Origin of the sequence: Rugosimonospora africana (genome assembly GCF_016862975.1) — a bacterium.
Taxonomy (GTDB): Bacteria; Actinomycetota; Actinomycetes; order Mycobacteriales; family Micromonosporaceae; genus Rugosimonospora; species Rugosimonospora africana.
Map to the genome: position 1 here is coordinate 1 of NZ_BONZ01000133.1, position 16,293 is coordinate 16,293.

At 69.3% G+C, this 16,293-nt stretch carries 17 protein-coding genes; 7 read left to right on the forward strand and 10 right to left on the reverse strand.

From position 1 onward, the window contains the following. The first annotated feature begins 266 nt into the window (after positions 1-266). Both Raf01_RS50390 and Raf01_RS47795 read left to right on the forward strand, forming a co-directional pair. Complete coding sequence (locus tag Raf01_RS50390) at positions 267-512, forward strand: hypothetical protein (protein WP_373319796.1); 246 nt, start codon at positions 267-269, stop codon at positions 510-512. 224 nt (positions 513-736) lie between these two features. Beyond that, positions 737-1,012: a DUF3040 domain-containing protein gene (locus Raf01_RS47795; RefSeq protein WP_203924838.1), complete on the forward strand. Its 276-nt coding sequence runs from the start codon at positions 737-739 to the stop codon at positions 1,010-1,012. Between the two features lie 292 nt (positions 1,013-1,304). Here the strand turns inward: Raf01_RS47795 and Raf01_RS47800 are convergent, their stop codons facing one another. The 8 genes from Raf01_RS47800 to Raf01_RS47835 all read right to left on the reverse strand — a co-directional run bounded on the left by Raf01_RS47800 (position 1,305) and on the right by Raf01_RS47835 (position 9,432). Further along, positions 1,305-1,727, reverse strand: coding sequence for a DUF4383 domain-containing protein (locus Raf01_RS47800; RefSeq protein ID WP_203924839.1), 423 nt, complete (start codon positions 1,725-1,727; stop codon positions 1,305-1,307). Positions 1,728-1,778: 51 nt separating this feature from the next. Then, the gene (locus tag Raf01_RS47805) at positions 1,779-3,350 is read right to left on the reverse strand and encodes a hydrogenase large subunit (RefSeq protein WP_203924840.1); all 1,572 of its coding nucleotides are present in this window, start codon (positions 3,348-3,350) and stop codon (positions 1,779-1,781) included. Continuing rightward, positions 3,347-4,831, reverse strand: a complete 1,485-nt coding sequence (locus Raf01_RS47810) for a proton-conducting transporter transmembrane domain-containing protein (protein WP_203924841.1) — start codon at positions 4,829-4,831, stop codon at positions 3,347-3,349. Before Raf01_RS47810 ends, Raf01_RS47805 begins: the two co-directional genes overlap by 4 nt. Then, the gene (locus Raf01_RS47815) at positions 4,828-5,493 is read right to left on the reverse strand and encodes a hypothetical protein (RefSeq protein ID WP_203924842.1); all 666 of its coding nucleotides are present in this window, start codon (positions 5,491-5,493) and stop codon (positions 4,828-4,830) included. Before Raf01_RS47815 ends, Raf01_RS47810 begins: the two co-directional genes overlap by 4 nt. Positions 5,494-5,497: 4 nt before the next feature. After that, a complete protein-coding gene (locus Raf01_RS47820; protein WP_203924843.1) occupies positions 5,498-6,442 on the reverse strand; it encodes a respiratory chain complex I subunit 1 family protein in 945 nt (314 codons plus the stop codon). Then, positions 6,439-8,460 (reverse strand): proton-conducting transporter transmembrane domain-containing protein, encoded by a 2,022-nt coding sequence (locus tag Raf01_RS47825; RefSeq protein ID WP_203924844.1) that lies wholly within the window; start codon positions 8,458-8,460, stop codon positions 6,439-6,441. Before Raf01_RS47825 ends, Raf01_RS47820 begins: the two co-directional genes overlap by 4 nt. Next, on the reverse strand, positions 8,457-8,948 hold the full coding sequence (locus Raf01_RS47830) for an NADH-quinone oxidoreductase subunit B family protein (RefSeq protein WP_203924845.1): 492 nt from the start codon (positions 8,946-8,948) through the stop codon (positions 8,457-8,459). The genes Raf01_RS47825 and Raf01_RS47830 overlap by 4 nt, the downstream gene beginning before the upstream one ends. Positions 8,949-9,069: 121 nt before the next feature. After that, entirely contained in the window at positions 9,070-9,432 is a 363-nt protein-coding gene (locus Raf01_RS47835; protein ID WP_203924851.1) for an ArsR/SmtB family transcription factor, read from the reverse strand. Positions 9,433-9,552: 120 nt separating this feature from the next. Between Raf01_RS47835 and Raf01_RS47840 the strand changes: the two genes are divergently transcribed. The 3 genes from Raf01_RS47840 to Raf01_RS47850 all read left to right on the forward strand — a co-directional run bounded on the left by Raf01_RS47840 (position 9,553) and on the right by Raf01_RS47850 (position 11,489). Continuing rightward, a complete protein-coding gene (locus tag Raf01_RS47840; RefSeq protein WP_203924846.1) occupies positions 9,553-10,119 on the forward strand; it encodes a VOC family protein in 567 nt (188 codons plus the stop codon). Positions 10,120-10,198: 79 nt separating this feature from the next. Further along, on the forward strand, positions 10,199-10,882 hold the full coding sequence (locus Raf01_RS47845; RefSeq protein WP_203924847.1) for a sigma 54 modulation/S30EA ribosomal C-terminal domain-containing protein: 684 nt from the start codon (positions 10,199-10,201) through the stop codon (positions 10,880-10,882). A gap of 106 nt (positions 10,883-10,988) precedes the next feature. Continuing rightward, positions 10,989-11,489, forward strand: coding sequence for a pyridoxamine 5'-phosphate oxidase family protein (locus Raf01_RS47850; RefSeq protein ID WP_203924848.1), 501 nt, complete (start codon positions 10,989-10,991; stop codon positions 11,487-11,489). A 1,155-nt stretch (positions 11,490-12,644) separates the two neighbouring features. On the opposite strand, the gene Raf01_RS47855 is transcribed toward Raf01_RS47850, so the two are convergent. Together Raf01_RS47855 and Raf01_RS47860 are read right to left on the reverse strand one after the other, a co-directional pair. Next, complete coding sequence (locus Raf01_RS47855; protein ID WP_203924849.1) at positions 12,645-12,854, reverse strand: hypothetical protein; 210 nt, start codon at positions 12,852-12,854, stop codon at positions 12,645-12,647. A gap of 119 nt (positions 12,855-12,973) precedes the next feature. Further along, a complete protein-coding gene (locus Raf01_RS47860; protein WP_239134565.1) occupies positions 12,974-13,651 on the reverse strand; it encodes a transposase family protein in 678 nt (225 codons plus the stop codon). A 1,754-nt stretch (positions 13,652-15,405) separates the two neighbouring features. Between Raf01_RS47860 and Raf01_RS50395 the strand changes: the two genes are divergently transcribed. Both Raf01_RS50395 and Raf01_RS47870 read left to right on the forward strand, forming a co-directional pair. Then, a complete protein-coding gene (locus Raf01_RS50395) occupies positions 15,406-15,585 on the forward strand; it encodes a helix-turn-helix domain-containing protein (protein WP_275413226.1) in 180 nt (59 codons plus the stop codon). Then, positions 15,582-15,809, forward strand: coding sequence for a hypothetical protein (locus Raf01_RS47870; protein ID WP_203924850.1), 228 nt, complete (start codon positions 15,582-15,584; stop codon positions 15,807-15,809). Before Raf01_RS50395 ends, Raf01_RS47870 begins: the two co-directional genes overlap by 4 nt. The last annotated feature ends 484 nt before the right edge of the window (positions 15,810-16,293 follow it).

A 16,293-nucleotide genomic window follows, 5' to 3' on the forward strand; every position in this document is an offset into this window, starting at 1 on the left:
CCGAACCCGCTCAACGCCCGTCACCACCGCCCTGTCCCCCACCAGTACCTGACATCTTACCGACGACGCGAGCGTTGCCCAGGCCGAGGAGCACTCCCCCGCCCAGTCCTGAGGTTTGCAACGATCGGGCGTATGCCGATTCGGGTGCTTGGCCGGCAGCCGGCAGGCTCGCCATCGGGAGTAACCGCGCCTTGCACCCGGTCCTCCAAGACATCCAGTCGCCCGTCTCGGAGCGAGGTTGTTCCGCCATGATGTGTGAGGTCTCGGTGCGAGCGCTGCGGGCCGAGGTCCATGGCCGTGGCATCGCGGTACGCATCGCCCGCAAAGGCATCGAGTCCTCCGAACGACTGGGCCGACACCGCTGGATCGTCGAATCGTGCCTGTCCTGGCTGCAATGCAACCGCCGCCTCGTCCGCTGCTACGAACGCAAGGCCCAGCATTTCCAGGCCTTCGCCGACCTGGGATGCGTCCTCTTGGCGTACCACCGGCTCACCAAACACCATCTGGGATGAGCACTAAGCAACCGACCAAGACGGTCCTGGAGACCGCGCTGAACGAGGAGATGACCGAACACCTCCGGGCCTCGGCATGCCGTGCGGATGGGTGATTGCGGGATCCGACCGCGAGCACGATGCTTGCATTGAGCGTGTTCTCATGCACCGATCAGTGCCGATACGGTCGGCGGCAGGCACTTTCTCGGCGGCGCGAGGCACCTCGGTCCGAAGGAGCCGCGCCTATGCTTGAACCTGCAGAGCGACAGCAATTACGCCGCATCGAACAGACGGTCACGTCCGACGATCCACGGTTCGCCGCCGGCATGGCCAGAGGCGAGCCGTGGCCTCCCCGCGAATACCGACGACGACAGGACCTGGGACTGGCCGTCGGGTTGATCGCCGCTCCGCTCGTGGCGGCCGTTGGTACCATGTGGAGCATCAGGATGGCCGCGCTGGGTGCGATCCTCCCGGTTCTGGCGGTGCTGGTGCTGCTGCTGAGGGCGCCGTCTGATCGGTGACGGCACGCCGACGGATGATCGACATTGTTGTCGAGATGGCCGGTCAAAAGCGGGAAACTGCGCTGTCGGGAGCCGCTTTCCGGCTGTGCTCATCGCTGGCTCAACAGCGTCGGTCTTGTTCTTGCACCGGGCGCAACGTGGGGGCCGTCGGTGAGCTCGTTGGTCCCGCCTTGCGGTTGGTGGCCCGGTGCAGGAGATCATTCGTCTGCCGGTAGCTGTCCGGGGGCGGCCCGTCGGCGTACGCGCAGACCCGTGCGTGCTACGCCCAGCTGCGGGTTTTTCAGGTTGTGGCCTATGTGGCCGATGCGATCTTGCCGTACAGCCCGGAGGCGAGCAGGAGGATGCCGAGGACGTCAGACACGATGCAGGTCGCCACGGAGAAGCCGAGGACGTTGCCGTTGGTGGGGATGAGCGTGAGCATCAGCGTGCCAGCGGTCATGAAGGCGATGCCGGCGACGATGTTGATGTAGACGTCGATGTTTCGTCCGATGATCGCGCCGCCGATCAGGATCGCACCGGCGGCGACGGACAGGATCGCGAAGGCGAGATTGGTGCGTAGGCCCAGTGCTCGCGGCAGCCCGGTCTGGGTGAACAGTGCGGTGCCGCTGGTTTGTGTGACGCCGACGATGCCGAAGGTCAGGATGTAGGTGCCGGCCAGCGCGGTGATGATCCGGTAGAGGGGGCGTAGTCGGTGGTTGACGGGAAAGTGCGCCATGGGGGGCCTCTTTCGCGGAGGGTGAGTGGGGCGCAGGGCGTTGGTGGCGTGTTACAGGTCGTTGCCGGCGTAGGAGAGGTTGAAGCTTTTGTTGGTCAGTGGGAAGTCGGGGACGATCGTGCCGGCCAGGGCGACCGGTAGCGCGGGCCAGTTGAAGAAGGACGGGTCTACGACCTTGACCCGGTGCAGGCGGTGTTCGGGTGTGATTTCGACGCGGTGCACGATGGTGCCGCGCCAGCCCTCGGCGATGCCCACCCCGGAAACGGTGCCGGGTGGGGGGTGTGGGGTGTCGGTGGGCCAGCTGGTGACGGTGCCGGGTGTGACGGTGGGTACGAGGGTGTGAAGGATGGTAAGGGAGGCGTCGATTTCGGCGGCGCGTTGCTGGAAGCGGGCCAGGACGTCACCGCCGGTCTGGGTGGGGATGGTGTACAGGTCGTCGGCTAGCAGGCCGTCGTCGTCGAGGTTTCCGGTGGGGTGGTCGCGGCGGGCGTCGATGGTGATGCCGCTGGCGCGGGCGATGTAGCCGAGGGTGCCGAGGTCGTGGGCCTGCTCGGCGGTGAGGATGGCGGTGCCGGTGAAGCGTTCGGCGACCAGTGAGTTGCCGAGGGCCAGGTGGATGATTTCGCGGATGTCCGCACCGATCGTGGCGAGTTGTTCGCGGTCGGGGATGTGGCGCAGCGTCGCGCCGCCGGGCAGTACGCCGCCGCGTAGCAGTCGGTGCCCGGTGGTGTCTTTGTTGAGGCGGAGCAGGGTTTCTTTGATGCGCAGGGCGTGGGTGTTGAGGATGCTGTGGCCGACGTCGTTGCACAGGGCGCCGAGGTCGGTGATGTGGTTGTAGAGGCGTTCCAGTTCCAGCAGGATGGCCCGCATCCGTCGTGCCTGGGCCGGAACCTGTAGGTGGAAGGCGTCCTCGATGGCGCGGCAGTAGGCCAGCGTGTGCCCGACGGCGGTGTCCCCGGAGATCCGCTCGGCGAGGGGTAGCGCGTCGGTTGGTGTCCGGTTCTCGAAGAGTTTCTCGATGCCTTTGTGGACGTACCAGAGTCGGGCTTTGAGTTTGAGGATGGTTTCACCGACGACGGAGAACCGGAAATGGCCGGGTTCGATCAGCCCGGCGTGTACCGGGCCGACGGGGATCTCGTACACCCCTGAGCCTTCCACGGTCAGGAACGGGAACGGTCCGTCGGTTTCGGTGAAGTCTGGTGGTGGGCCGGCGTCGTGGCGCATCGGGTACCAGCCTGAGGGCCAGTGGCTGTGGCGCACCAGCCGCCGGGGTAGCGGATGGTCGAGGGGTTGGATGCCGTAGAGGTCGTGCATTTCGCGTTCGAATCGGCCGGCCGGGAATGACAGGCCGGCCAGGGTCGGCACGGTGGGCTGGTCGCGGTCGATGGGCAGGTGCAGTTCCACCCGCCGGTCCGGGTCGGCGGCGGTGTAGAGGTACACGGCGCGCAGCGCGTCGTGGTCGTCGTGGGCGGCGACCAGGGCGAGCCGGAACCCGCGCTGGTGCAAGGCAGCGGCGTGTTCGGCGAGGGTGGCGGTGGTGGTGGGGATGGCGACGCGGTGGTAGCCGGCGGGTTGCCCGCCGGGCAGAGGCGGTGGTGGGCCGGGGATCGCTGCGAAGGTCATGGTGCTCCGACGATGCTGGCGGCCGACTGTAGGAGGCCGGCTGCGGGGCCGAGGGTGATGCCGAGGGCGGCGACCCCGAGCAGTCCGGCGATCAGCGGCATCGCGGTCGCGATGGTGAAGGCGGCCGGCGGGTCGCTTCTGTCTTCGGTGGTGGGCGCGTGTGGGGGGCCGAGCAGCATCCGCCCGGTGTGGGTGATGATGGCGGCGAAAGCGGCCAGGGCGAGGATGAACCCGGCGGCCGTGACCCAGGTCAGTCCGGCGGTGGCGCCGGCGCGGGCGATGCCGAGTTCGCTGGCGAAGATCGCTGCGGGTGGGAAGCCGAGCAGGGCAGCGATGGCCAGACCGAACAGTCCGGCCAACAGCGGCATCCGACCGGCCAGGGCCCGCACGTCGACGATCTTGCTGCTGACGTGGCGGTGCAGGATGTGGCCGGAGGAGAGGAAGGCGACGGTCTTGGCCAGGCCGTGCCCCGCCATCTGCAGCAGCAGCGCGGCGATCGCGAGCCGGGTACCGATCGCGGCGGCCAGCGCGATCAGGCCCATGTGTTCCATGCTGGAGTAGGCCAGCATCCGTTTGTAGTCGTGTTGCCCGATCAGCAGCAGCGCGGCCAGGGCCAGGGTGGCCAGGGCCAGGATCACCAGCAGGATGCGCAGGTAGCCGGCGCCCAGCGCGGGGTCGGCGACGGCCTTGACACGCAGAACGGCGTAGAAGGCCACCGGCAGCAGCACCCCGGACATGAGCGCGGAGACCGGTGCGGGGGCTTGCGAGTGGGCGTCGGGTAGCCAGGCGTGCAGCGGGATGAGGCCGGCTTTGGCGCCGAACCCGATGACCGCGAGGCCGACGGCGATGCGGGTGACCGCCGGATCCAGCTGGTGGGCGTGGCCGGTCAGGGCGGCCCAGTCCAGGGCCTGCTGCCCGTCGAGCCCCGCGTGTCTGGCGGCGTAGTAGAGCAGGACCAGACCGAGGAACGCGATGACGATGGCCGCGGAGCAGATGACGACGTATTTCCAGGCGGCTTCCAGCGCGGGACGGGTGCGGTGGTGGCCGACCAGGAACGCGGTGACGATCGTGGTGGCCTCGATCGCGACCCACAGCACGCCGAGGTTCCCGGCGAGCACGGCGGTGGCCATCGCGGCGATGAACAGGTGCAGCAGGATCCCGTACCAGCGGGCTCGGCGTGTGCTGGTGTGGTCGGTGGCCAGGTAGGCCGGGGAGGCCCAGCACGCCAGCAGCGCCACCGTCGCGATGCCCAGCAGCATCCAGGCGGACAGGGCATCCGCGCGGATCAGACCCCCGCCGGTCTGGACCGGCCCGCCTGTGGTGACGGTGGCGGCCAGACCCACCGCGTCGCCGGCCAGCAGCACCGTGGTTGCCACACCGACCCAGGCGGTGGTGCGGGCATGCCAGCCCCGGACGGCGTAGACGAGAGCGGCCGCCAGGGGCAGCCCGATCGGGGCGAGCAGGAGCAGGATGCTGGTCATTGGTCGTGCAACTCCTGTAGCTCGTCCAGGTCGGTGCTGCCGAACGTGGTGCGTAGCCTGCCGGTCAGTACCTGCAGCACGAGGACGACCAGCAGCAGGTCGAAGGAGACCCCGAGTTCGACGATCAGCGGCAGGCCCGAGGTGGCCAGGAACGCGATGGCGGTGATGCCGTTGTCCAGCAGGAGAAAACCCACCACCTGGGACAGGGCGCGACGTCGGGTGACCAGGGTGAAGAACCCGATCAGCACCACGGCCACCGCGACCGGCAGCACCGCCGTGGCCGGTGAGGGTGCCAGCGCGACGAGGGGTCGGGTGACCGCGTAGGCGAGCAGGGTCAGCGCGGCGGCGGCCAACAGTGAGGCGGCGGTGTTGATCACCGGGCGGGTTTCGCGGGCCTGGGCGGGTGCCTCACCCAACGCCCGCCAGGCCAGCAACGGCAGCACCCCGGCGCGTAGCACGGCCAGGCCAACGGCCACCAGGATCAGTTCCAGGCTGTGCTGGTGGATGCCGAGGATCGCCACGATCGCGGCCAGCGCCACGCCTTGGATCCCGAGCAGCCGGATCATCGGGGCGAGTTGATGCCGCCACAGCACGCCGACCGCGGTGAGCAGGAACAGGCCGGCGGCCAGGTCCAGGTACTGGGGGTAGCTGATGTCGGTCATCGCCTCAGGCCAGGAAGAAGGAGGATGCGACGGCGAGCAGGGCGAGGACGAAGGAGCCGGCGAGCAGTTCGGGTACGCGGAACAGTCGCAGCTTGGCGATGAACACCTCGACGGTGCCCAGCCCCACCGCCAACAGCGTCACCTTGACCACGAAGGCCAGCAGGGCCAGTGGTAGGGCGGTGAGGCTCGTCCCGGCGATGCCCCAGGGCAGGAACAGTGAGGCGAGCAGGCCGAGCAGGACGGTCAGGCGCATCGCGGACGCCCACTCGATCAGCGCCAGGTCGGTGCCGGCGTATTCCAGGATCATCGCTTCGTGGATCATGGTGAGTTCCAGGTGGGTGGCCGGATTGTCCACCGGCAGCCGCCCGGTCTCGGCCACCACCACAACCAGCAGGGCCGCTGCCGCGAGCAGGCTGGCCGGGGAGGCGACCCGCAGCGGGTCGTGGAGGGTGGCGGTGACGATCGCGGCGAGGTTCGTGGAGCCGACCCGGGCTGAGAGGGAGAACACCGCGACCAGGATGGTCGGTTCGACCAGGGCCAGGATGGTCATCTCCCGGCTGGCGCCCATGCCACCGAACGCGGTTCCCGTGTCCAGCGCCGCGAGGGCGAGGGTGACGGTGCCCAGGGCGAGGATCCCGACCACGGCGAACAGGTCCGCAACCGGGTCCAGCGGTGAGGCGGTGGTCAGCAGCGGTACCACCGCGGCCAGCACGAGGGAGGTGCCGATCAGCAGCAGCGGGGCGAGCCGGAACGCCCACCCGGTACCCGTCGGGGTGGTCGGCTGGCGGCGCAGGAGTTTACGCAGGTCCCGCCACGGCTGAGCAATGCCGGCACCGGCGCGGCCCTCCAACCGGGCCCGAACCTGACGCATCAACCCGACCAGCACCGGGGCCCCGGCCATCACGAGCAGCACCTGCCCGGCGGTGGCGAGCAGTCCACCGATGGTCATCGGATGACCGCCAGGACCAGCAGCAACCCGGTCACGCCGAAAAATCCGTAGGCCAGGTAGCGGTGCACGCTGCCGTTGGCCAGCACCCTGCCCAGTTCACCGGCCCGGCGGGCGGTGTTGATGATCGGCGTGTAGAGGTGGTGTTCGACCCGGTCGGCGATGCGTCGCTGGTAGGCCACCCTCGCCAGCAGGTACGCGGATTCAGCGTGCGGGGTGATGTCCACGTCGATCTGTGGCGCGAGGACGTCGTCGAAGACCCGCTGCAGCGGTTCGCCGAAGGACGTGGCGGTGTACTGCATGCGCACAGTGGGCGGCCCGGCGCCGCAGTCCCACAACCGTGCTGCCCGCCGCCGGGTGACCCGCCCCGCGACCAGCCGCACCAACGCGGCGCTGGCCACGACGGCGACCAGAACGGCCACCACGATCAGCAGCGGCGACATGGTGCTGGCGATCCCGGCCAGGCGCAGGATCACTCCACCGCGCACGACATCGACCGGGGTGCCGGTCGCAGTGCCGACCGCCCGCGACAGCGCCGGGCCCAACGCTGCCGGCGCCAGCGCCAACCCCACACAGCCCAGCCCGAGGACCCCCATCGCGGCGAGCATCACCGGCTGCGACTCCCTCGCCGCGGAAACGGTGGCGCTGCGGGGGCGGGCGAAGAACCCGACCCCGAGGGCCTTGACGAAGGTCGCGACCGCAAGCCCCGCGGTCAGCGCCACCACCGCCACGGCCAGCGGCATCACGACCGCAGTGACCGCGCCTCCGGCCGGCAGGGCGTGGATGAGCGACTGCAGCAGCAGCCATTCGGAGACAAACCCGTTGCCCGGCGGTAGCGCGGCCGCACCCAGCGCCCCGACCGCGAACAACACGGTGGTGGCCGGCATCCGGGCGCGTAACCCGCCCAACTCGTCGAGGTCGCGGGTTCCAGTCGCGCGGAGCACGGACCCGGCCGCGGTGAACAGCAACGCTTTGAAACCGGCGTGGTTGAGCACATGCAGCAGGGTCGCGGCCAACGCAAGGGCGGCCAGGGCGGGACTGGCGGAGGCGTGGAAGACGCCGGCGGCGCCCAGCCCGAGAAACACCAGGCCCATGTTCTCCACCGTCGAATACGCCAGCAGCCGTTTGAGGTCCCTGGCCACCGCGGCCTGCAGGATGCCGTACAGCGCGGAGACCGCGCCGATGGCCAGGACGATCAGCCACCACCAGCGCGTCGCGCCGCCCAGCAGGTCGAACCCGACCCGGATCAGCCCGTACACGCCGAGGTTGACCATCGCCGCGGACAGCATCGCCGACACCGGGCTGGGTGCCTCCGCGTGTGCCCGGGGCAGCCACACGTGCAACGGCACCAGCCCCGCCTTCGACGCGAACCCCACCAGCACCAGCACGAACACCAGCCCCCGCACCCCCGGCGACAGATGCGCGGCGCGCAGATCCGTGAACGAGCCGCCGCCAGCCTGAGCGGCGTAGATCACCAGACCCAGCAGGATCGCGACAAAGCCGACGTGGGTCAGGACCCCGTACCACCAGCCCGCCTCGGCCACCGCCGGCCGCACCCGATGCTCGGCCACCACCAGCAGCAGTGAGGACAGCGCCATCAGCTCCCACAGGACCAGGAACGTCGACACGCTGGCCGCGGCCGGAACCAGCACCAACGCAACCGCGAACACCGGCAGCACCGCCTGCACGCCCCGACCCGACGGGCCGTGACCATGACCCGCGTAGCCGATGCCGTAGACCGCAGCCACCGCGACCACGGCGCCGATGACGGCAACGAACCAGCCGCTGAGCGGATCAACCGCGACCTGCACGCCGGCCAGCGGCAGCAGGGCGGGTAGCCGGGCGTGGAATACCTCGCCGGACAGCGCGCCGAGGCCCGCAAGCAGGCCGGCGACCCCCACACCGGCCGTGCACCCGCCGACCACCACCGGGCGCGCCCGCGCCGATGTCACCAGCGCGGCGACCACGCCCAGCCCGGCCAGCCCACACGCCCCAGCCAGGGTCCACCCGATCAGGTTCACCGGCCGGTCAACCCCCGCAACGCGGCCGCGATCGCCTCCGGCTCCGGCGGGCAGCCGGGTACCGCCACGTCGACCGGCACCACATCCGACACGACGCCCGCCACCCCGTACCCGCCCGCGAACTCCCCGCCGTTGACCGCGCAGTCCCCGACGGCCACCACGATCCGCGGATGCGACACCGCCTCGAACGTGCGCCGCAGCGGCACGGCCATGTTGCGGGTCACCGGCCCGGTCACCAGCAGCGCATCGGCATGCCGCGGCGAGGCGACCAGACGGGCGCCGTAACGCTCCGCGTCATACACCGGGCCGAACACCGACCCGATCTCGATCTCACACCCGTTGCATGAACCGGCATCCACATGCCGCAGCTGTACCGACCCACGCAGGGCGGCGGCCTTCGGGCAGGACGGCCCAGCGGGGCGGGGCCCGGCGGGCTCGGCCACCCGCCCGGTCCGGCGGATCTTGCGCCACAGGGGGAACACAGCCATGTCGTGGTTACTCCGCGGGTCGAACGGGAGGGGAACCGGCCGGAAGCACCGTCCGGGGTGCGGTCACTCCGCCATGATCAATGGCGGAGTGACCGCGGGCTGGCGACACTGCGGGAAGGCCCTATGACGACAGGGAGGGCCCCGGCGCTGGGGACGCCGCCTGCAGATCGGCCAGCAGCTCCACCTGACCGGCCAGGACTTCGGTGAGGATCCGCCGGGCCACCGCGAGCAGTTCAGCGACCTGCGGGCTGGTCAACGAGTAATACACCTGGGAGCCTTCCTTACGGGAGGTAACCAGACCCGCCCGGCGCAACACGGCCAGCTGTTGAGACAGACTGGTCGCCTCCACACCCACCTCGGGCAGCAGCTCCCCCACCGCGTACTCGCCCTGCGACAGCAGTTCCAGAACCCGGATCCGGGCCGGATGCCCCAAGGTCTTGAAGAACTCCGCCTTCGCCTGGTACAGCGGCCGACTGACCTGCACGCCGCCTGGCTTCGCCTCATCTGGGGTGCCGCCGACGGCAGTCGAGCTGCTATTCACCCACGTACCCCCGCCCGGCGTACTATCACGTCATCCATCAGATGCAGACTTTAGCAACTGTTCATGCCGCATCGCCGTCAGGGGCCTGCCGATCCCCACAGCATCCGGGAGGTCGTCGTGGGACAAGGGTTGCGCCTGCGAATCTTCGCTCGGGATCCGGCACGCGCACGCGCGTTCTACGCCCAGATCTTCGGCTGGTCCCTACCCGATGACGGGTGGCACTGCTGGGTGATCACCCCCGATGACGATCCCCGGCTCGGCATCGACGGCCCCCACCCCATGGGCGCCAACCACGCTGCTGGACCCGGCGAGGCTGTTGGGTCCGGCAAACTGATCATCCCCACCATCCACGTCACCGACCTCGACGCCACCGCAACCGCCGCCACCACCGCTGGCGGCGACGTACTCGTCCCACGCATCCCCGTCCCAGGGATCGGCTGGCTGATCTACCTCGCCGACACTGAAGGCAATGTGATCGGCATCATGCAGGACGATCCCCGCGCGGCCTGGCCTCCACCGCCCAGTCCGGACACGTCGGCGAGCACAAGGGCCCCGCGCCGATCGGGAGGTGGCGCCAGCACCCGCCGTAGGCGCCACCGCGGTACAGGCCGAAGGCCCCGTCGCGGGTGACCTTCGGCCCTGACCGGAGTCGCGACCGCCGACGCACGATGGACGACCACGCTGACGAACGGAAGGAGCAGGCCCACAGATGGCTGAAGCTGCCAACTCAGAGCGACGGCCTTCGCTGCTCTTCGGCTCACACCTGCTGCAAGGGGTACGGATCCAGGTTCGCGGCGACCTCGATCCGGACGCATATGGCTTCGCCGACACCGCCGTAGCACTGCTGGCCCGAGCCGCGCACCGACCGGTCCGCTCGGCCCGGGTCCGGCTGACCCACCTGCCTGGCCCAACCGCCGGGCGGGTTGTCGCGCAAGCGGTCCTCAGTCTCGCCGGGCGGCTGCTACGCGCCCAAACCAGCGCCACCCTCGCCGGGCACGCCGCCTACACCCTGTCGGAACGGCTGGCCGATCAGATAGCACGCGCCGGACAAGGATGGCCACCACGCCCGTGGCCGCCTCCAGCGACGGCGTCAGAGCCGGTCGAGTTGCCCCAGCGCTCCTGCCTCATCGTGCGACGCAAGACCCACCCGCTCGCCTGCTGCCCCCCACGCGACGCGGCCACCCACATGGACGCCATGGACTACAACATCCACCTATTCATCGACGCCGACACCGGACAGGACGCCGCGATCTACCGCGTCGGACCCACCGGCTACCGGCTGGCCCGCCAACACACCCTCGCCCCGCCCGCCGACCTGGGCAACCTGCCGCTGACCCTCAGCGCGCGCCGCACCCCACACGCCTGTCGCCCGACGCGGCCGTCCAGGTATTGACCGACACCGACATGCCCCACCTGTTCTTCACCCACCACAGCACCGGCCGCGGCAACGTGCTCTACCGGCGCCTCGACGGCCACCTCGCCCTGATCGGACCCGCCCAGTGAACGATGAAGCCGTCCCCAAACACCTCACGGCCGCCGCCCGCATCCACCAGGCCACCGCGCCGCCCCCACGGCGGCTAGTCAGACTAGACCGGGCCGAGGCACTGCGCCTGCTGGGCAGTGTGCAGCTCGGTCGGGTCGTCTTCACCCAGGGCGCGCTACCCGTCATCCGACCGATCAACCACGTCCTGGACCACAATGCAATCATCATCGGCACACACCTCGGCGCCGCCATCGCCACCGCCGCCCACAGCGGCATCGTCGTCGCCTATGAAGCCGACGACCTCGACCCTGCCACACATCAGGGCTGGAGCGTCACGGTCACCGGGCTGGCCCAACCTGTCACCGACCCTCATGATCTGGCCCGTTACCAACAACACCTGCATCCCTGGATTGACCGGCCCATGGACCAGGCCATCCGGATCAGCGCCGACCTGGTCACCGGCTTCACCCTCGTCCCCGATCCGGCGCTACCACCCACCGCCACCGCAGATTCCTGACCTGTGACGACCGTATCGGCACCCAACCCGATTACAGTCCTCGCATACTGCGGCGGGTGAAGCACATCTGATCGGCCATCGCCCGGACACCGCGACCAGCGCGTTTACACGCTGAGTCAGCGGCCGGCCGCTGAACTCCCGGAGACGATGAATGCGTCGTCGCGCAGCCCCAGCGCCTTCTGGCACGTGCCGACCCGCCGAACAGCCGACGGGGCTGGTCGGTGCCGGGCTCAGCTCGCTGGCGCTACCGCGTGTTTCGTTAGTTCCTGTGTGGGAGTTCATGGTCCACCGCCGTTCTCGGGCGTCCCTGTCACCAGCACCCGGGGTGGGTGTGGTGGGTGGGTGGGTTCTTCCGTCACTGGGGCTGGTTTCACCCACACGTTGGTGTGGGCCAGAGCCGTCCTCTCGGGAAGCGTTGTTGACCAGGCCTCGTGCGTCGGGGTCCTGGGTCTGGGCGTGCTGCTGCTCGGCCCAGACAGCGAGGTTGACCGCTGCGTTGCGGTCCCGGTCCACCCGATACCCACACACTCCGCAAACAAGGACACGGGCGGACAGCGGCACTACTGGTCTTTCAGCTCAAACGAGTCCGTGAGGACGATCCTCGCCAACGACATCGAGGCGATCCTGCTCATCGTGCTCACCGGCGCCTTCGTCTCCCTGGTCGTCGGCTCGTCGACCTCGCGCAGCGCGAACCTGTTCTTCTCCAGTTGGGGGCGTATGTGTTCGCTGGAGCCTTCGCCGGCCTACTGGCCGCATTCATCCAGGCAGACGCCAGCCTGCGGAACTCCTTCAATTGGGCCTCCGGCGGCGGCCTCTACGGACTGTTCGTTGGCTGGATATTGGCCATCGTGGTCTTCGCCTCCCGAGGGTGAACCGCGTTCGCCCCATGTGACAGCCCCTCATCAGGGATCGGCGCCGACCCTCACGGACAAGTCGGCGGCGCGCCCGAGCCTGGTCATGCCCTGGATAGTCAGTACCCGGAGTGGGCAGGGTCGGCCGGTGTGGCCGATGAACTGGTCACTGCCCATGCCTTCGTTCAAAGCCTGCCACCGGTGTAGCGTCGCATCGCCCCCTCACGGACTTTGACACGCTGGCTGAATCGACCGGCCGAGGTCCGAGGGCCGCCTCTTGGAACGACTGGAGTCTGGGCCTGCGCTATCCAAATACCAGTGTGTCGTCGGCGCCGCTGTCACCCGGCCAGATCTCGTAGATCGTCGTTCCGTTGTCGTGGTGACTGCGGATCACGTAGCCGCGGCGTTGTGCCCAGCCGGCGATTTCGGCAAGTGGGGTGAGGACGAGGTCTGCCTCGCCGACGTCCATCGCTGTTAACGCCTGTCGCACCGCCTGTCCGACCATGCCGTCCATCGCCCGATCCCCTCTTCGGTTGCACCCTTCTCGACTATCGACGCATTCCCGGACCCCGTTACAGAAGGCCGACCAGAGTGGACCAGCGAGCCGCTAGGTGAAGATCCATTGACTTGATCTCAGTAGGGATTCGGTAGATACCGGTATTCGAAATGCGTGAGTGCGAGGGCGGCTTGGACGATGTCGCCGAGACTGCGAGGGCTGGCGGTGGTGTGGCGCAGCGCTCGCCAGCGGCCGGTGAGGATGGCGAAGCCACGTTCGCCGGGAGCGCGTTTGGCGCGCAGCAGCGCGTTGTAGGCCCGGTTGTCCGGCGCGAGTGCGGTGCCGTCGGCGGGCTGCTTGTACGGGGTGTGGATACCGTGGCCTGCGCCTTCGTAGCCGGTATCGGCCAGGGCCGGCAGGTGCAGTTGGGACGCGGCCCAGTACAGGGCGCCGGGGATGTCGTGCAGTTGCGCGCAGCTCCAGTCGTGCAGATGCCCCGGCGCGGCGGGCGAGGTCCAGATCGGTAACCCGTCTGGACGCATGATCGCTTGGATGTTTGCGCCGAAGTCGCGGTGTTTGCCGGAGTACCAGGCGTCGATCTGTTCGCCCTTGACGCTGGTGGTGGTCTCGGCCAGCCGGTCGGTGGCGAACAGCTTGCCGTCGAGGATCACGTGTGACCAGCCATCGGCGGCCGCCCGCTCCAGGGCGTCGTGCAGGTCCGGGGCTTGGGCGAGCTGTACCCGGCACTGCGCGAGGCTGTCGAACACCACCTGCTGGTGGTCGACGAATCGGGCCACGGTTACGCGTTCCGGCACGCGCTCACCCGCGACGCCCTCTACGACGACATGCTGCCCGGCGAGCGCGTGCGGCTGCATGCCGCGTACGGCGCGGCTCTGTCCACCGATCCCGGCCTGCTGGGCGGAGAAGGCAACGTCGCGGCGACACTGGCGCATCACTGGTACGCCGCCCTGGACCTGCCCCGCGCGCTTTCCGCGTCGGTACAGGCGGGCTGGCAAGCGGCCGCCGCGTTCGCTCCGGCCGAGGCACTGCGCCATCTGGAGCGGGCGTTACAGATCTGGGCGCGGGTGCCGGACGCGATCGAGCGGGCGGGCGTCGACTGGATCGCACTCAACATCCTCGCCGCCGACGCCGCATCCGCTGCGGGAGACACGAACCGGGCACTGTCCATGATCGATCAGGTGCTGGCCGAGGCCGAGGCGACGCTCGACCCGCTGCGCCGGGCGGAACTGGTCGAGCGCCGCGCGTACATGCTGCGGGTGCTCGGCCGTGACGATGAGGCGGCCAGGCAACTTCGCGACGCACTGGCCATGCTGCCCGATGAGGCGGCGACCCCGGTCCGGGCCGTGGTCCTGGCATCACTTGCCAACTCGCTGCTGCGCATCGACGACACGGAAGGTGCCGCCGCCACCGCCCACCTGGCCGTGGCCGCCGCGGCCGAAGTCGGCGCCACCGCTCAGCAGGCCGAGGCGCTGATCACCCTGGGCTGCTGCGAGTCGTACCTGGGCGACGCGACCAGCGGGTTGACCGCGCTGCGTGACGGCGTCGGCCTGGCCGAGCGCCACGACCTTCACCGGGTCGCCTTGCGCGGCTACGTCAACCTGTCCGACAACCTGGAGTTGCTGGGCCGGCACGCGGACGCGGTCGAGGTCGCCCGGGCAGGCGTGGCCCTGGCCACGCACATCGGCGTCCTCAGCTCGATGGGCGCGATGATCACGAGCAATCTCGCCGAGCCGCTGATCCGGTTGGGGCGCTGGCGGGAAGCCCTGGACCTGATCACCGAGTCGCTGGCCGACGAGCCAATTGGGGTGTTCGCCAGCACCCTGCTCCTGCTACGGGCCGAGCTGCACCTGTGGCAGGGCGACACGGAGCGGGCCGAACGCGACGTCCGCGATGCCCGGCGCTTTTTCGGCGACGGCGTGGACCTGCAGTTCACCGCCCCGATGCTGTACATCGAGACCGACCTGGCGCGCGGCCGCGGCGACCTTCTCGAGGCGCGGCGGCGCCTGCAAGCGGAGCTCTACGTGCCGATCACGGGCATGTACGTCCGGTACGCCTGGCCTCTGGCGTGGCTCGGCATGCGGATCGAGGCCGACATCGCCGCCGCGGATACCCCCTCGCCCGCAGCCGAGGCCGCCCGTGAGCGCGACCGGTTGACCGCGTTCGCCCTCGCCCTACCGACCACCACACCGTCAGCGCTGGCCTACCAGGCGATGATGAACGCGGAGGCGGCCCGCCTCTCCCGCCGGGACGACGTCGGTGCCTGGCGTCTCGCGGTCGATGCGAACCGCGCAGCCGGCGAGGCGTTCCCGCTCTGCTACAGCCTGTACCGGTTAGCCGAGGCCCAGGTCACCGACCGATCGACCAGCCCGACGATTCAGCCGCGACGGCCGAGGAGTGCCTGCGCCTCGCCGAGGACCTCGCCGCGACAACGGCCGAGGACGTCCGAACGCTGGCCCGACGCGCCCGGCTGCGGATCGCGCTGGTTACCGTCCCCGCCTCCGGCGCCACCGCCCAATCGGACCTGCGGATCCGGCTCACCGATCGGGAGTTGGAAGTCCTCGGCCTGGTCGCCGAGGGGCGCTCCAACGGTCAGATCGCGGCCGCGCTGTACATCAGCCCGAAGACCGCCAGCGTCCACGTATCGAACATTCTGGCCAAACTCAATGCCGCCACCCGCACCGAGGCGGCCGCACAGGCGCACCGGCTCGGGCTGCTGAACGCGGCATGAGCCGCGCCGCGAACCAGGACGGCGCAGCCGGAGAGCAGGACGACGCTCTGTTCGCGGTGTGCGCGGCCAGGTACCTGGAGACCGACGCGCCCTGGTTCTTCGGCCGGGAGGAGTTGACGGGGATGCTGCTGGCGCGGCCGGCCGAGCGTGCCAGCGGCAGCGACGCGCTGGTCGTGTTGGGGGCCGATTCCGGTCAAGTGCGGGCATGCCATTCCAGGCCATAACCGACGTTTCGGTGCCTGATTTAGGTCTTCTGACCGTCTAGTTTAGTCGATCATTATGAAGCCGCACAAACAGTCCGTCATCCACATAGGACAGTCAGTCGTCACGTTTCCCTTGCTCACGCTGTCGGGACGGCGGGATTTGATTCCCTATCGGGGATGACTTGTCAAGTGCGGCGCTCATCGGGTTGCCGCTTCGTCATGCGCGCCCGCGCCGGCCGTCTGCCGCCCAGGCGTGCTTGACGTGTTCGTGGCACAGCCCGAAGATCGGGGATGGGGAAGGTCGCCTCGTTCGCCGGCGCTTCGTGCGTGTGGCTTGTCATGTCCCGTGTGGACTTGCTGAGGGGTTAACAACTGTTGGCGTGTCTGTGGTCTTTAGCGATAGGTAGCGTTTCATATTTGTCAATGTGAGTTTGAAGGAGTGGGTAGCGGCGAGCGGCGTCTCGTACGTGACCGCGCGGCGGCAGTACGCTGCCGGGGCGCTGCC

Bases quoted from the DNA above. Each gene is read 5' to 3' on its own strand.
- Raf01_RS47855 (WP_203924849.1), bottom strand. From the start codon at position 12,854: ATGGACGGCATGGTCGGACAGGCGGTGCGACAGGCGTTAACAGCGATG.
- Raf01_RS47810 (WP_203924841.1), bottom strand. From the start codon at position 4,831: ATGACCAGCATCCTGCTCCTGCTCGCCCCGATCGGGCTGCCCCTGGCG.
- Raf01_RS47795 (WP_203924838.1), top strand. From the start codon at position 737: ATGCTTGAACCTGCAGAGCGACAGCAATTACGCCGCATCGAACAGACG.
- Raf01_RS47840 (WP_203924846.1), top strand. From the start codon at position 9,553: ATGCCGCATCGCCGTCAGGGGCCTGCCGATCCCCACAGCATCCGGGAG.
- Raf01_RS47805 (WP_203924840.1), bottom strand. From the start codon at position 3,350: ATGACCTTCGCAGCGATCCCCGGCCCACCACCGCCTCTGCCCGGCGGG.
- Raf01_RS47845 (WP_203924847.1), top strand. From the start codon at position 10,199: ATGGCTGAAGCTGCCAACTCAGAGCGACGGCCTTCGCTGCTCTTCGGC.
- Raf01_RS47830 (WP_203924845.1), bottom strand. From the start codon at position 8,948: ATGGCTGTGTTCCCCCTGTGGCGCAAGATCCGCCGGACCGGGCGGGTG.
- Raf01_RS47870 (WP_203924850.1), top strand. From the start codon at position 15,582: ATGAGCCGCGCCGCGAACCAGGACGGCGCAGCCGGAGAGCAGGACGAC.
- Raf01_RS47815 (WP_203924842.1), bottom strand. From the start codon at position 5,493: ATGACCGACATCAGCTACCCCCAGTACCTGGACCTGGCCGCCGGCCTG.
- Raf01_RS47820 (WP_203924843.1), bottom strand. From the start codon at position 6,442: ATGACCATCGGTGGACTGCTCGCCACCGCCGGGCAGGTGCTGCTCGTG.
- Raf01_RS47800 (WP_203924839.1), bottom strand. From the start codon at position 1,727: ATGGCGCACTTTCCCGTCAACCACCGACTACGCCCCCTCTACCGGATC.